Raw genomic sequence first — 15248 nt, forward strand, 5'->3', positions numbered from 1 at the left:
AGGTAAAATTAAGCCTTAAATGAGTATGTATACACTAAAAATCCTGCCGCATAAGCAGGATTTTTTTATATGCTGGCAGAATTATAACAGTTATAATATATTAAAATTTATACTAAAGGAGTTGAGCTGAATGCCGTTTTTAATCTTAGTTATAATTATTTGTATGATAGTAGCATTGTTTGCCGTGCAGAATGCGGTAGCAGTATCCTTGAACTTTGTTTTCTGGAGCTTCAGCGCCTCACTGGTGCTGGTAATTCTCGGTGCGTTTTTAATGGGCGTGCTGGTTGCCACCTGCTTTTTGCTGACGATGAAGGCCAAGCATTATCTGAAGGATAAAAAGATGCGTGAGGAAATGCAGCAGCTGCAGGCAGAAAACAAACGCCTGCAGGAGCGCGTTGCCATGCTGCAGCATACCCAGCTGCTGCACAACGAAGCAGCACAGGCCGAGGCTGTAAAAAAGGCAGAGCCGGCTGCAGCAGACAAGACTGCTGTCGAGAGCGGTAGCCGCCAATGATGCACAAGGAACGAATTTGGGATATAAAAGAATATAACAGTCAGAAGGCAGACTATTTGGCGGAGGAGCTGAATATTTCGCCGATGGTCACCGGTATTTTATTGGAGCGCGGTCTGCAGGATGCAGCTTCGATGCGTGATTTTCTCTACGGCAGCGCTGCTCCCTTTCATGATCCGTTTTTGCTGAAGGATATGCAGCGCTCGGTTGAGCGTATAGAGCGGGCCTTGGAGGCGGGAGAGCAGATTACGGTTTACGGCGACTATGATGTGGACGGAATCAGTGCTTCCTCCTTGCTGTACCTGTATCTGAAGCAGCGCGGCGGCAGGGTTGCCACCTACATCCCGCAGCGTAAAAGCGAAGGCTACGGCCTGAATGACGAAGCGTTGAAAAATATTGCGGAAAAGGGTACAACGCTGGTGATTACCGTGGACTGCGGCATCAGCGGCCTGCACGAGGTAGCCAATGCGCCGAAGTCTCTGGATATTATTATTACGGACCACCATACGGTGCCTGAGGTTCTGCCTCCTGCCTACGCAATTATCAACGCCAAGCAGCGTGACTGCGGCTATCCGTTTAAGCATTTGAGCGGTGTAGGCATTGCCTTCAAGCTGTGTCAGGCGCTGGAGCAGCGCGAGCCGGGAAGGCTGCCGAAGTGGCAGGAACTTACAGAGCTGGCGGCACTGGGAACGGTAGCGGATATTGTGCCGCTAATAGGCGAAAACCGCGAGCTGGTGCGCCGTGGCCTGAAGGCTATGGAAACAACGAAGCTGGTTGGCCTGCGTGCTTTGATTAAGGCCAGCGGCTGTCCGGAAACGGGAATTGCTTCCGATAACATCGGCTTTGGCCTGGCGCCGCGCCTGAACGCCGTGGGCAGGCTGGAGCATGCGCAGCTGGCGGTGGAGCTTTTGGTAACCGACGATAGCGTGAAGGCGGAGAAGATTGCCGCCGAGCTTAATCGTGAAAACACACTGCGGCAGGAAATCAGCCGTCAGATTATGGAAGAGGCGGAAGCACAGCTGGCGCAGGAAAAGCATATCGATACGGCAATCGTGCTTGCTTCCGAAGGCTGGCATCAGGGCGTTATCGGTATCGTGGCTTCACGCCTGGTAGACAAGTACCATCTGCCGACGATTCTGATAAGCCTGAACAACGGCGTTGCCAAGGGCAGTTGCCGCAGTATTCCGGCGCTCAATCTTTACGAGGCGATAGATGCCGAACGTGATTTGCTGACGCAGTACGGCGGTCACCATCAGGCTGCGGGCCTGACGCTGCCGGCAGAGCTGTTGCCGGAATTCAAGCGCCGCTTCCACGAATACGTTGCGCAAAAGCTGAGTCCGGAGGATTATCTGCCGCATCAGGCAATTGACTGTGTTTTGAGCGGCAGCAGCGAAATCAGCATCAGGGATTTGGAGCAGCTGGCACTGCTGGAGCCCTGCGGCTGCGAAAATCAGGCACCTGTTTTTGCCTTCCGTCAGGCGCTGCTGCATAATCAGCGCGCTATGGGCAAGGAGCGCAATCATTTGCAGTTTGTGCTGGATAAGGGCTATAATTCTTATCGCGGCCTGATGTGGAACAATGCGGATTTGCTGCCGTATATGTTTGAAAATATGGTGGCTGATGTTGCCTTTCAGCCGAAAATAAATGTCTGGAATAACGAAACGAGCGTGCAACTGCAGGCCGTAAGCATTCATCAGCAGGTGACGCTGGGGGATATGCGTCAGGCTGCCGATGATAAATGGCGTCTGCTGCTGGGCTTGGTCAAGGTGCATAACAAGGTGCTTGCTTATACCGAAGATAAGCAGTCGCTGCCCGCCGAGGTGCTGCAGACTGCGGGGGATTATCTGGAGCTGGCTTCTTATGAGGAGGCTGCCGGGATGAGCCAGGAAAGGCTGCAGCAGGCCGAAGAAATAGTGCTGTTGGATTTGCCTGCTTATCCGCTGGCGGATATTATGCGCAGATTGCGGCAGCAGGGAGCAAAACATGTAACGCTGCTCTTTAATCAGCCGGATTTAGAGGAGCGCTTGCAGCGCCTGGCTTTAACGCATCCGGACAGGGATGCGATGATGCAGGCCTATAAGCTGGTGATGAATGCACTTAAAATGCGGACAACTGTGAGCGTCGAAGAGCTTTTGTCTGCTCATGCGGAACAAATAAGTGAACAAGCTGTAAAAATTATGGAAGAGCTTGGCTTTATCAGCTATAATAATGGTATAATAGAAAAAGCTGCTATTAAACGTTGCTCGCTGGAGGATGCACCCCTATATGTAACCCTGCAGCAGGAAAGAGAGCGTTTGGAGCACATTTATAAAGAAAATTACCGCCTGAGTCAGCACGAGTTGTTGCACTGCTGATGAAGTGCAGATGGGAGTGGGGAGAATGCCCTCAACAAACGCAATAACTAATATTACTGATATAGATGAATTGTTTGCGCGTATAGAAGAATATCTTGCGCCGGAGCAGGTAGATTTTGTCCGTAAGGCCTATGAGCTGGCAGCCAAGGCGCACGCTGCGCAGACACGTAAATCCGGTGAACCGTATATTATCCATCCGATTGGTGTTGTCAGCATCCTTGTGGGATTGCAGATGGATGACAAAACACTGGCTGCTGCCTTTCTGCATGATGTAGTAGAGGATACGGATTATAAGCTGGACTATATCAAAGAGCAGTTCGGCACCGTGGTAGCAAACCTGGTAGACGGTGTTACCAAGCTGGGTAAAATCGAATATATTTCCAAGGAAGACCGCCAGATTGAAAACTATCGCAAAATGTTTCTTGCGATGGCACGCGATATCCGCGTTGTACTGATTAAGCTGGCTGACCGTCTGCATAATATGCGCACGATGAAGTATATGCCTGTGCATAAGCAGCAGTCTATTTCTCGGGAAACATTGGAGATTTATGCGCCGCTCGCACATCGTCTTGGTATCTATACCATTAAATGGGAGCTGGAGGATCTGGCCTTCCGTTATATGGAGCCGGATATTTATTACGACCTGGTAGAGCAGGTAAAAATTAAACGCCGTGAGCGTGAGGATATGATTAACGAGGCTATGACAACGTTGAAGGACGCTGTCGAGAAGGCCGGTATCCGCTGCGAAATTCAGGGCAGACCGAAAAACTTTTACAGCATTCATAAGAAAATGCTGCGTGACCATAAGCAGCTGAGCGAGATTTATGATCTGCTGGCCATCCGTGTGCTGGTAGACACCGTTAAGGATTGCTATGGAACGCTGGGTATCGTACACAGCATGTGGCGTCCTATTCCGGGCCGCTTCAAGGACTATGTAGCGGTGCCGAAATCCAATATGTATCAGTCCTTGCATACGACAGTGCTTTCCAATGGCGGTCAGCCGCTGGAAATCCAAATCCGTACCTTTGAGATGCACCGCATCAGCGAATACGGTATCGCTGCGCACTGGCGCTATAAGGAAAGCGGCGGCAGCAAGCCTGCAGCCGGCGGTGACAAGGGCTTTGATGCCAAGCTGAGCTGGCTGCGTCAGCTGCTGGAATGGCACAAGGATATGAATGATTCGCGCGACTTTGTCAACACGGTCAAGATGGATATTTTTGCCGATGAGGTCTTTGTCTTTACGCCGCGCGGTGATGTTATCGACCTGCCTGTAGGCAGTGTGCCGATTGACTTCGCTTACCGCATCCATACGGACGTAGGCAACCGCTGCGTAGGTGCCAAGGTCAACGGACGCATCGTACCGCTTGACTACCAGCTGAAGAACGGCGATATCGTAGAGGTTATCACCTCCAAGCAGTCCAACGGCCCGAGCCGTGACTGGATTAATGTTGTCGGCTCTTCCGATACACGCAACAAAATCAAAAGCTGGTTCAAGAAGGAGCGCCGTGAGGAAAATATCGTCAAGGGCCGTGAAATGCTGGAGCGTGAGGTTAAACGCCTCGGCTACGAGCCTAAGGTGCTGATGTCTCCGGAAAAGCTGAAGGAAGCAGGCAGCAAAATCCGCATTGATACGGATGAAAATCTGCTGGCAACACTGGGCTACGGCGGTGTTACACTGAACACTGTTATGTCCAAGCTGGTGGAAATCTATAAAAAAGAGCAGAAGCTGGAAACCGCCAAGGACCTGGCGCAGGTACTGGCAGAGCTGAAGCCGCGAAAATCTAAGGCTAAGGCCAGCCACGGCATCCTCGTTAAGGGCGAGGAAGGCATCATGGTTAAGCTGGCGCGCTGCTGCAACCCGATTCCCGGTGACCCGGTAATCGGTTATATTACGCGCGGCAGCGGCATTTCCGTACACCGTGCGGACTGCCCCAATATCCTGACCAATAACCCCGAGGAGCAGCGTCGCTTAATTGAGGTTGCCTGGGATGTAGGCATTGATGATGTCTATAAGGTTAATATCGTGATTACGTCCGTAGACAGAACCGGACTGATGAGCGATATTATGAATGTGACGAGCGAAACGAAGATTAATATTTTCTCGCTTGCCTGTCACACAGATAAGAATAAAATTGCTACCATGCATATGGGACTTGATATCATGAGCCTGGAGCAGCTGGAATATTTTATGAACCGTATCCGCCGCATGAAGGGTGTTTATTCTGTTGAGCGCCTGATTTCTACGGCGAACGGCAGCGGAGGCAAGAAGAAATGAGAGCAGTTGTACAGCGTGTAGACCGCGCCAATGTTACTGTAGATGAAAAGATTACCGGCGAGGTACAGAAGGGCCTTCTGGTGCTCCTGGGGGTGGCCGAGGGTGACACCGATAAGGATCTGGCCTATATTATCGACAAGGTGTGCGGTATGCGCATTTTTGAGGATGAGGCAGGCAAGATGAACCTGTCGGTGAAGGATGTAGGCGGTGCGATTCTGGCGGTTTCTCAGTTTACCCTGTGCGGTGACTGCCGCCACGGCAAGCGTCCGTCCTTTACGGCGGCGGCAGCGCCTGATGTGGCCAACGCCTATTATGAGCGCTTTGTCGACGGCTGCCGCAAGGCAGGCCTGCCGGTAGAAACTGGCGTATTCCGCGCGCATATGCTGGTAGAGCTGGTGAACAACGGTCCGGTAACTATTTTGCTGGACAGCACGAAGCTGTTATAATTATATTGTGCATAGATTTATCAACGGAGGTTGAAGAATGAAGATTTATCATGTTGAAGCAGGTATGCTTGCTACCAACTGTTATTTTGCCGTAAACGAAGCTATCGGTGAAGGCGTTATTTTCGATCCGGGCGGAGATTGCCCGACCATTCTGAGAATGATTGAACAGGCTAAGGCTAAGGTTGTCGCTATCGTGCTGACTCACGGTCACAGCGATCACATCGGTGCGCTGGCAGAGCTGCGTAAGGCTACCGGTGCGCCGGTATATATCGGCGAGGATGATGCTGACTGCCTGACACAGCCGAACAGAAACCTTTCCTTCTTTATCGGTGAAGAATTGAAAAATGAGCCTGCGGACCACCTTGTACATGACGGTGATGTGCTGGAGCTGGCAGGCATGAAGTTTGAAGCTTTTGCTACGCCGGGACATACCAAAGGCGGCTTCTGTTATTACTACGCGCCGGGCAAGGTAGTTTTTGCCGGTGATACTATTTTCTGCGAATCTATCGGACGCACCGATTTGCCGGGAGGCAGCTATCGCGCACTAATCCAGTCCATCAAAACAAAGCTGATGGTGCTTGATGACGACGTTAAGCTGCTGCCGGGCCACGGACCTGCTACTACCGTGGGCTGGGAGCGTCGCAGGAATCCTTTCCTGCAATAAAACATTATGCTGAAATATTGGCCTCAAATACGTAAAAGCACCTTCTTTAAGCTGGGTGTTGTTACAGCAATCTCTTATGTTTTATATTTAATGGCAGGCTTTTTACTGCCGCTGCTGCTGGCAGTAGGCCTGGCCTTCGCACTTTATCCGCTGGTTAATGCTATCGCGCAGGTGCGCATGGCGCATGGCATGATTAAGCTGTCGCGCGTGGTGGCGATTATCCTGGCATTAATGGCCTTTTGTATCTTTATTTTTATGATTATCGGCTTCATTATTCTGCCGCTCTTCGGGCAGATGAACGAGTTCCTGCAAAAGCTGCCGGCATTGGCCGTCAAATCCAATCTTCAGGATTTGGACAGCATGCTTAAGGACCCGTCTACCATTCCGCTCTTGCCGTCCGATTTCAATATGCTGGTCAACGGTCTGCTGAACTGGGCGATGGGCTTTGTAGGAACGGTGCTGCGTAATCTTGTCCAGTCCAGTCTGGGGATTGTGCAGAGCTTGATAGGACTGATTATCGTGCCCTTCCTTGCCTTTTATTTTCTTAAGGATTGGCGCGAGCTGCGCTTGATGGTGATTAATCTGTTCAACTACGACGCGCAGGAGAAGGCGGCGGAGGTTGTGGACGAAATCGGCAGAACCATGAGCGCCTATGTGCGCGGCATGGGCAAGCTGAGCCTGATTTCCGGCTTCGTGATTACCATCGGCACGGCTTTTTTGGGTATTGATTTTCCGCTGGTGCTTGGCTTTTGGGCCATCCTTGCCGAAACGGTACCTGTAGTCGGCCCGCTGATGGGCGCTGTGCCTGCTGTATTTATCGCTTACGGTCAGGCGCCGGAGGCTGCCTTTCATGTAGCGCTTTTTTATCTGGTATATTATCAGCTGGATGCCAATTTTATTATGCCTAAGCTCATGGGACAGAAGATTGATTTGCATCCTGTAGTTTTAATTATCAGTCTGCTCATCGGTGCTAAGCTGTTCGGTATTCTCGGTATGGTTTTTGCCGTACCTGTAGCAGCGGTTTACAGAGTGCTGTACAAGCAGTTGTGGCATGCCGGTGAAGGACGGGAGAATTAAATGTTTTTTTGCTTACGTAATACATTGGAGCTTGATGCTGCGCGGCCTGTGAGCGACATGGCCGCATTTTTTGGCTATCAGCCGGCGCCGTCCGCTGCGCTGACGCTGACGCTTGCGCGCGAGCACGGCTGTATCAGCGCCTGCCTGCAAGGTGCGGAGCAAAGCTTTACAGCGAGCGAGCCTTGCAGCGAAGCTGCGGCGAGCGGTGATATAACACGTTGCGTGAAGCTCGTCGTGCTGAAGGTTTTTGCCGAGCTTACCGGTCTGCAGCCTAAGCTGCCATGGGGTATTCTTACGGGCGTGCGGCCGACGAAGCTGGCGCATAAGCTGCTGGACGGCGGTGTAGAGGCTGCGGCCTTGCCGGAATATCTGAGCGAAAACTATTTGCTGCCAATGTCGCAGGGAAGGCTGCTTACGGACATTGCTCTTAAGCAGAATCATATCCTCAGCGACAGTACGCGCCTTACGGATACCGGTATTTATATCGGCGTGCCGTATTGTCCTTCGCGCTGCAGCTATTGCTCGTTCCCGGCGGGAATTGTGCCGCAGGATGAAGAATCTCAGCAAAACTTTGTAAATATGATTGAACAAGACCTGCAAAATGTGGTACAATTAATAGGTATGCATAGCTTGCGTGTAAAATCACTTTATATCGGCGGCGGTACGCCCACGAGCCTGAGTGATAAGGTATTTGCACGTTTGCTGCAGGCTGTGGAACGAAGACTGCTGCAAAGCAACTGCGAAGGCTTGCGGCATCTGCGCGAGTTCACGGTGGAGGCCGGTCGCCCGGACTGCTTCAGTGCGGCTAAATTGGCGGCGATGGAGGCGGCGGGAGTGAACCGCATCAGCGTCAATCCGCAAAGCTTCCATGACAAAACACTGCAGCTGATTGGCAGGCGTCATAGCGTTAAGGATTTCTACAATGCTTATGAGCTTGTGCGCAAAAGCAGGATTCCTGTTGTGAATGTGGATCTGATTATCGGTCTGCCGCAGGAAACGGAGCAGGAGATTGCATATTCTTTGGAGCAGGCAGTAAAGCTGGCGCCGGAGAATCTTACTGTGCATACGCTTACGCTGAAGCGCAGCGCACCGCTCTTTCAAAAGCAGGAGCAGGCAGTGCTGACTACGCAGGCAGCGGAAAAAATGGTGCAGCGGGCCGCTGAGATGGCTGCTGCGATTGGGTTAGAGCCTTACTATCTGTACCGCCAGCATTATATGCTGGGGCATCTGGCAAACATCGGTTATGCCAAGCCGGGTACGGAAAGTATCTATAATATCCAGATGATGGAGGAACGTCATCCGGTGATTGGTGTGGGACCTGCATCTGCCAGCAAGGTGCCTTTGCCTGACGGACACCATCTGCATAAACTGAATATGCCGAAAAATGTGGCAGTGTATGGAGCGCGCCTGCAGGAACTGGCAGAGCGTCGCCGTGATTTGTTTAATATAGAAGGCACAGACCTGTAATAGGCATGAGTGCCGTTAGGAGAGGATAGACTATGCTGACAACAGCACCCAGAGGTACGAAGGATATTATGCCTTCCGACGTTAACGCATGGCGTTATCTGGAAGAAACCATGCGCAAAATTTGCGCACAATATGGCTACAAAGAAATCAGAACTCCTGTGTTTGAGCATACAGAGCTCTTCCAACGCGGTATCGGTGATACCACCGACGTTGTTGAAAAGGAAATGTATACCTTTACCGACCGCGGCAACCGCAGCATTACCCTGCGTCCGGAAAACACCGCCAGTGCTGTCCGCGCTTACGTTGAGCATAAGCTGAGCAAGGATGACGCTGCCACGAAGTTCTATTACATCGGACCTATGTTCCGTTATGACCGTCCGCAGGCAGGCCGTCTGCGTGAGTTCCACCAGTTCGGTGTAGAAGCTCTGGGCGTAACCGGTCCGAATGTCGATGCGGAAATCATTCTGCTGGCTGTGCAGGTACTGCAGAGTCTGGGCCTGAAGGATTTGAAGCTGAAAATCAATTCCGTAGGCTGCCCCAAATGTCGTCCGCAGCACAGAGAAAAGCTGCAGGCTTTCTTCAAGCCTAACTTCGACGAGCTGTGCAAGGATTGCCAAGGCCGCTTCGACCGCAATCCGCTGCGTCTTTTGGACTGCAAAAATCCGCACTGTCATGAGCTGGGCGAGGGCGCACCGAGCCTGGAGGAATGCCTGTGCGATGAGTGCAAGGAACACTTTGAGGGCCTGAAACAGCTGCTGACCGCTGCTGGTGTTGAATATGAGGTTGACCACAATCTTGTGCGTGGCCTTGATTATTATACAAAAACTGCTTTTGAAATCCAGTACGCTCCGCTGGGCGCACAAAGCGCTGTTTGCGGCGGCGGCCGTTACGACGGACTGGTACAGGAAATCAGCGGTGACGAAGCCCGCCCCGGCATCGGCTTTGCTATGGGTATGGAGCGCGTGCTGCTGGCTCTGGAGAAGCAGAATCTGCTGCCCGAATTTGATGAAAGCATTGACGCATATGTTGTCTGCCCCAAGCAGGAAAACTTTGCGCTGGCTTTCAAAACCGCCATCGAGCTGCGTCGTGCAGGCTTTAAGGTTGAATATGACTTTAACGGCCGCAGCATGAAGTCCCAGATGAAGCAGGCCAACAAATTCCAAGCTAAGCAAGTGTTAATATTTGGCGAGGATGAGCTCAGCCGTAATGCCGTTACTGTGCGTAACATGGCAACAAGCGAGCAACATGAAATCGCTGTTAATGATATTATTAGTTATTTCAATACTTTATAAGTAGAGGTGCTAAAGATGATTAATGAAAAACGCAGCCATCATTGTGGTGTGCTGACCAAGGAGCAAGCCGGCGAACAGGTTGTACTGTGTGGCTGGGTTGCTAAACGACGTGACCACGGCGGATTGATTTTTATCGATTTGCGTGACCGCAGCGGTATCGTGCAGGTTGTTGCCGATCCCGAAAGCGCCGGCAGCAGCTTCAAAACTGCCGAGGACATCCGTAACGAATATGTTATCAAAGTAATTGGTAATGTACGTCTGCGTGATGAGGACACCATCAACGAAAACATTCCTACCGGTACTATCGAAGTACTGGCACATGATATCGAAGTGCTGAACGGTGCAAAAACTCCTCCGTTCTACATCAAAGACGGCATTGATACCGATGAAAACCTGCGTCTGAAATACCGTTATCTGGACCTGCGCCGTCCGGAAATGCAACGCAATCTGATTCTGCGTCACAAAGTTGCTAAACTGATGCGCGACTATCTTGATGATAACCATTTCCTCGAGATTGAAACTCCGATGCTGTGCAAATCCACTCCGGAGGGTGCTCGTGACTACCTCGTTCCGAGCCGTGTAAACCCCGGCAAGTTCTATGCACTGCCGCAATCTCCGCAAATCTTCAAACAGCTGCTGATGGTAGCCGGTATGGAGCGTTATTTCCAAATCGCCCGCTGCTTCCGTGATGAGGACCTGCGTGCAGACCGTCAGCCGGAATTCACCCAGCTGGATATGGAAATGTCCTTCATGGAAGTTGACGAAATCCTGGAGCTGATGGAAGGCTTAATTCACCACATCTTCAAGGGTGCTCTGGGCAAGGATATCCAGATTCCTTTCCAACGTCTGACCTGGGACGATGCTATGGATCGTTTCGGCAGCGATAAACCGGACCTGCGCTTCGGCATGGAGCTGAAAAATGTCAGCGAAGCTGTTCAAGGCTGCACCTTCCAGGTATTCAACAATGTTATCGCTAACGGCGGTCAGGTAAAATGCATTAACGTAAAAGGATATGCAGATATTCCGCGTCGTCAGCTGGATGAGCTCGTTAAATTCTGCGGCATCTACGGTGCTAAGGGTATGGCTTGGCTGCAATTCCCGGCAGAAGGCGGCGTAAAATCCTCCATCGCTAAATTCTTCAGCGATGAAAACATCGAAGCAATCAAAAAAGCTGCTGAAGTTGAAGCAGGTGACCTGCTGCTCTTCGTTGCCGATAAACCGTCTGTAGTTGCTGCTTCTCTGGGCGCACTGCGTATCGAAATGGCTAAACGCCGTGGTCTGATTGATCCGGATAAGCTGGCCTTCACCTGGGTAGTTGACTTCCCGATGTTCGAGTACAATGAGGAAGAAAAACGTTATGTTGCAATGCACCATCCGTTCACCGCTCCGCGTGACGAGGACCTGCCGCTGCTGCTGACCAACCCCGGCAAGGTATATGCTAAGGCTTATGATATGGTTCTGAACGGCACCGAAATCGGTGGCGGTTCCATCCGTATTCATCGCCGCGACGTACAGAAGAAGGTATTCGAAGCTATCGGCCTGTCCGATGAGGAAGCACAAGAGAAGTTTGGCTTCATGATGAACGCATTCGAATACGGTGCTCCGCCACACGGTGGTCTGGCATTCGGTCTGGACCGTCTGATCATGATTATGGCTCAGCGCGATTCTATCCGCGACGTAATTGCTTTCCCGAAAACTCAGAGCGCATCCGACCTGATGACTCAGGCTCCTAACGATGTTGATGAAAAACAGCTGCGTGAGCTGCACATCAAGACCAGCCTGCTGATGAAGAAGGACAAAGAAGACAAATAAGCACTTTAGCCTGCTTCTGTCAAGTGGATAAAGCGAAATAAATATTCAAAAATTTTTAATGGAAGCGTTGAAAAACGCTTCCATTTTTGGTATTATATGTATGTCGATAGAAGTTAAAGACAATTGAAGAATAGTTGTTAATTATACCCCTGCGATGTTCGTTACATTGCTCCAAAGGTTTTGAGCCAACACTCTAACCTAGGGAGCCTGATACTCCTTCTTTCAAAAACATGCCTCCTTTGAGTGGACGTTTGCGATTGGTAGGGAAGGCACCCACCTGCACATGCAGGTTCAAAACACGGAGCTGGACGGCATTGTGGGGATTAATTTTTTTATGAGATAATTTTCGTCACAGAAAGATACAGGTAAAAAGCGATGGAAAATCTATTCGGTAATTTATTTGAAACTGAAAAGCGACAGACGAAGCCTTTGGCTGACCGCATGCGTCCAGAACGCCTCAGCGATTTTGTGGGGCAGGAGAGCGCCGTGGGCGCAGGCAGTCCGCTGCGCCGTATGATTGAGCGTGATGTACTGCAGTCCGTACTATTTTACGGACCTCCTGGAACCGGCAAAACAACACTGGCGAAGGTCATCGCGCATGTCACCGGCGAAAAGTTTGAGGCCATTAACGCCGTTTCCAGCGGTGTGCCCGAGCTGCGCAAGCTCATCGCCAAGGCGCAGGAGGACAGGCGTAGCGGACGCGGCCGTACTATCGTGTTTATCGACGAGATTCATCGCTTCAACAAGGCGCAGCAGGATGTACTGCTTCCTTACGTGGAAAACGGCACGATAGTGCTCATCGGTGCTACTACCGAAAACCCTTTCTTCGAAATCAATTCGCCGCTGCTTTCGCGCATGAAGGTGGTGCGCCTGGAAAAACTGCAGGCACCGCAGATTCAGCAGATTCTGGAGCGTGCGATTGCCGACCCGGAGCGTGGTTTTGGCAACAGCTTTAAGGCGGAGCCTGAGGCGCTGAGGATTATTGCCGATTTTGCGGCAGGTGATGCTCGCAGTGCGCTGAACATTCTGGAGCAGGCCGAGTTCATGCTGCCGGAGGAGGGCGAGCGTGTGCTGACGGTAGCAACGCTGCGCAGTGTTATCGGTACGGCGCTGCAGCGTTATGATAAGAAGGGCGACCAGCATTACGATATCATCAGCGCCTTTATCAAGAGCATGCGCGGCGGCGATGCGGATGCTGCGCTGCATTATCTGGCGCGCATGATTGAGGGTGGCGAGGACGTGCGCTTTGTGGCACGTCGCGTCGTTATCTGTGCGGCGGAAGATGTAGGCCTGGCTGACCCGCAGGCGCTGGTGGTAGCCAATGCTGCGGCGCAGGCTGCGGATTTTGTAGGCTGGCCTGAGGCGCAGATACCGTTGGCGGAGGCAGTATGCTATATTGCCAACGCACCCAAGAGCAACACAGCCTATATGGGCATTGCCAAGGCGCGTGCGGATGTGCGCAGCCGTAACTGCGGTAGTGTGCCCAAGCATTTGCGTGATGCGCATTATCCCGGTGCTGCCAAGCTGGGGCACGGCATAGATTACAAATATCCGCACAACTTCCCCGGAGGCTGGGTGGAGCAGCAGTACCTGCCGGATGAGCTGGTGGGAACGCGCTATTACATTCCCAGCGGTCACGGTCAGGACAAGGGGCGCAGATAAAAATAACACAATTAGAAATTTAAGCTATACAGCTAAAATTTGCAGAAATTATTTGTGTCGCAATCTAGCATTTTTTCTGTTAATAGTGTATACTATACCTATATTATAGACTATTGTATTAGACAGAAAGGGTGTGAAGATCATAGCTTTAAGCAACAGGCAGAAGCAAATTGCTGAAATTGTACGTCTGGACGGACCTATTACCGGCGAGCATATAGCCGAAAGGCTGAATGTAACCCGCGCTGCCTTACGCAGTGATCTGGCAATCCTTGTTATGGGCGGTATTCTTGATGCGAGACCGAAGGTTGGTTATTTTTATACCGGTAAAAATACTTTGGGTATGCTGATGGAAGAAATTTCTGCTATTACTGTGCAGGATCTGCAGTCGGTACCGGTAGCGATTAAACATGACAAGAGCGCCTACGAAGCAGTTGTTACCATGTTCCTTGAGGATGTCGGAACGGTGTTCGTGCTGGATGAGGAAGGCATGCTGAACGGCATTTTGTCGCGAAAGGATTTACTGAAGGCTGCTATCAATAATAATGATTTGCGTGATATTCCCGTGGTCATGGTAATGACGCCGATTTCCAAAATCATCGTAGCTACTCCGGATGAGCCTGCCGCTTCGGCAGCTCGCAGACTGATTGATAATGAAATCGACTGTCTGCCGGTAGTAAAAATCATTGATGAAAAGAAGCGCATGTATCAGGTTCTGGGACGTATCACAAAAACTAATTTTACTCGTCTGCTGGTAGATCTGGCTGAGGGTAAGGGGGGTAATTATCATAATAACGAAGCTTAATCCGGTTATTTATGCTGTATCTGACTCTATTGGTGAAACTGCGGAGTCCGTAGTTAAGGCAACAACCAGTCAGTTCGTAGAAGAAAAATTTGATGTTATCCGTGTTCCTTACGTAAAGGACAAGGAACAGATTGATAAAATTGTAGAAGAGGCTGCAACAAATCATGCGGTTATCTGCTATACAATCGTATCGCCGGAGCTGCGCGAGCATATGGCGGACAAGGCTATGAGCAGTGATGTTGAGGTAGTTGACGTTTTGGGACCGATGCTGAAATCCATCGAAAAGTCTACCGGTCTGCTGCCGAAGAATCAGGCCGGCCTGATTCACTCTCTGGACCACGAATACTTTAAGCGGGTTGAGGCTGTGGAATTTGCTGTTAAATACGATGACGGTAAAAATCCTCTGGGTCTGTTGAAGGCGGACGTTGTCATTATCGGCGTTTCCCGTACCTCCAAAACTCCGCTGAGTATGTATCTGGCGCATAAGCAGATTAAGGTTGCCAACGTGCCGCTGGTACCGGAGCTGGCTCCGCCCGAGGAGCTTTTCAAGGTGCCGCCGTATAAGATTATCGGCCTGTTGATTGACCCGTTCAAGCTGAACGAAATCCGCAGCGAGCGCCTGAAAACCATGGGCCTGTCCGATACTGCGACCTATGCCGATATGAAGCGTATCGATGACGAGCTGGCTTATGCTAAAGGCATTATGCGGCGTCTGCACTGCCAGATTATCAACGTTTCCAACCGCGCGATTGAAGAAACCGCCGGTATTATCATGGAGTATGTTCGTAAGAACAAGGAACGCCATCACGAAAACTAAATTAGTGTAGCTCTGAGCTGCTGTTGCAGTGAGTCAGAAAAATAAACGGCCATTGGCAGCAAAACGTCT

12 protein-coding genes and 1 other RNA gene are annotated in these 15248 nt (G+C 51.0%); all 13 read left to right on the forward strand.

Annotated features, from left to right (window positions below; all coding sequences use genetic code 11):
* Window positions 1–130 precede the first annotated feature (130 nt).
* Window positions 131–514 carry a LapA family protein gene (locus M5E81_RS04415; protein WP_009146268.1) on the forward strand — a complete coding sequence of 128 codons (384 nt, stop codon included), beginning with the start codon at window positions 131–133 and terminating at the stop codon, window positions 512–514.
* A complete protein-coding gene (gene recJ / locus M5E81_RS04420; protein WP_249747969.1) occupies window positions 511–2865 on the forward strand; it encodes a single-stranded-DNA-specific exonuclease RecJ in 2355 nt (784 codons plus the stop codon). Before M5E81_RS04415 ends, recJ begins: the two co-directional genes overlap by 4 nt.
* Before the next feature lie 25 nt (window positions 2866–2890).
* Window positions 2891–5140, forward strand: coding sequence for a RelA/SpoT family protein (locus M5E81_RS04425; RefSeq protein WP_249747970.1), 2250 nt, complete (start codon window positions 2891–2893; stop codon window positions 5138–5140).
* Window positions 5137–5586 (forward strand): D-aminoacyl-tRNA deacylase, encoded by a 450-nt coding sequence (dtd, locus tag M5E81_RS04430; RefSeq protein WP_009146271.1) that lies wholly within the window; start codon window positions 5137–5139, stop codon window positions 5584–5586. The genes M5E81_RS04425 and dtd overlap by 4 nt, the downstream gene beginning before the upstream one ends.
* Window positions 5587–5623: 37 nt before the next feature.
* Window positions 5624–6250: an MBL fold metallo-hydrolase gene (locus tag M5E81_RS04435; RefSeq protein WP_249747971.1), complete on the forward strand. Its 627-nt coding sequence runs from the start codon at window positions 5624–5626 to the stop codon at window positions 6248–6250.
* A gap of 6 nt (window positions 6251–6256) precedes the next feature.
* On the forward strand, window positions 6257–7327 hold the full coding sequence (locus M5E81_RS04440) for an AI-2E family transporter (protein ID WP_009146273.1): 1071 nt from the start codon (window positions 6257–6259) through the stop codon (window positions 7325–7327).
* Window positions 7328–8794, forward strand: coding sequence for a coproporphyrinogen dehydrogenase HemZ (gene hemZ / locus M5E81_RS04445; protein WP_249747972.1), 1467 nt, complete (start codon window positions 7328–7330; stop codon window positions 8792–8794). It abuts the gene before it with no gap.
* 32 nt (window positions 8795–8826) lie between these two features.
* Window positions 8827–10086 carry a histidine--tRNA ligase gene (hisS, locus tag M5E81_RS04450; protein ID WP_009146275.1) on the forward strand — a complete coding sequence of 420 codons (1260 nt, stop codon included), beginning with the start codon at window positions 8827–8829 and terminating at the stop codon, window positions 10084–10086.
* A gap of 15 nt (window positions 10087–10101) precedes the next feature.
* Window positions 10102–11898, forward strand: coding sequence for an aspartate--tRNA ligase (aspS, locus tag M5E81_RS04455; RefSeq protein WP_009146276.1), 1797 nt, complete (start codon window positions 10102–10104; stop codon window positions 11896–11898).
* 143 nt (window positions 11899–12041) lie between these two features.
* Window positions 12042–12225, forward strand: a non-coding RNA gene (gene ssrS, locus M5E81_RS04460) — 6S RNA.
* A 48-nt stretch (window positions 12226–12273) separates the two neighbouring features.
* Window positions 12274–13560 (forward strand): replication-associated recombination protein A, encoded by a 1287-nt coding sequence (locus M5E81_RS04465; protein WP_009146277.1) that lies wholly within the window; start codon window positions 12274–12276, stop codon window positions 13558–13560.
* Window positions 13561–13693: 133 nt separating this feature from the next.
* Window positions 13694–14362: a transcriptional regulator CcpN gene (locus M5E81_RS04470; RefSeq protein WP_009146278.1), complete on the forward strand. Its 669-nt coding sequence runs from the start codon at window positions 13694–13696 to the stop codon at window positions 14360–14362.
* Window positions 14343–15179, forward strand: coding sequence for a pyruvate, phosphate dikinase/phosphoenolpyruvate synthase regulator (locus M5E81_RS04475; RefSeq protein WP_040565411.1), 837 nt, complete (start codon window positions 14343–14345; stop codon window positions 15177–15179). Before M5E81_RS04470 ends, M5E81_RS04475 begins: the two co-directional genes overlap by 20 nt.
* The last annotated feature ends 69 nt before the right edge of the window (window positions 15180–15248 follow it).

Source organism: Phascolarctobacterium succinatutens, from assembly GCF_023497905.1.
Lineage (GTDB): Bacteria > Bacillota > Negativicutes > Acidaminococcales > Acidaminococcaceae > Phascolarctobacterium_A > Phascolarctobacterium_A succinatutens.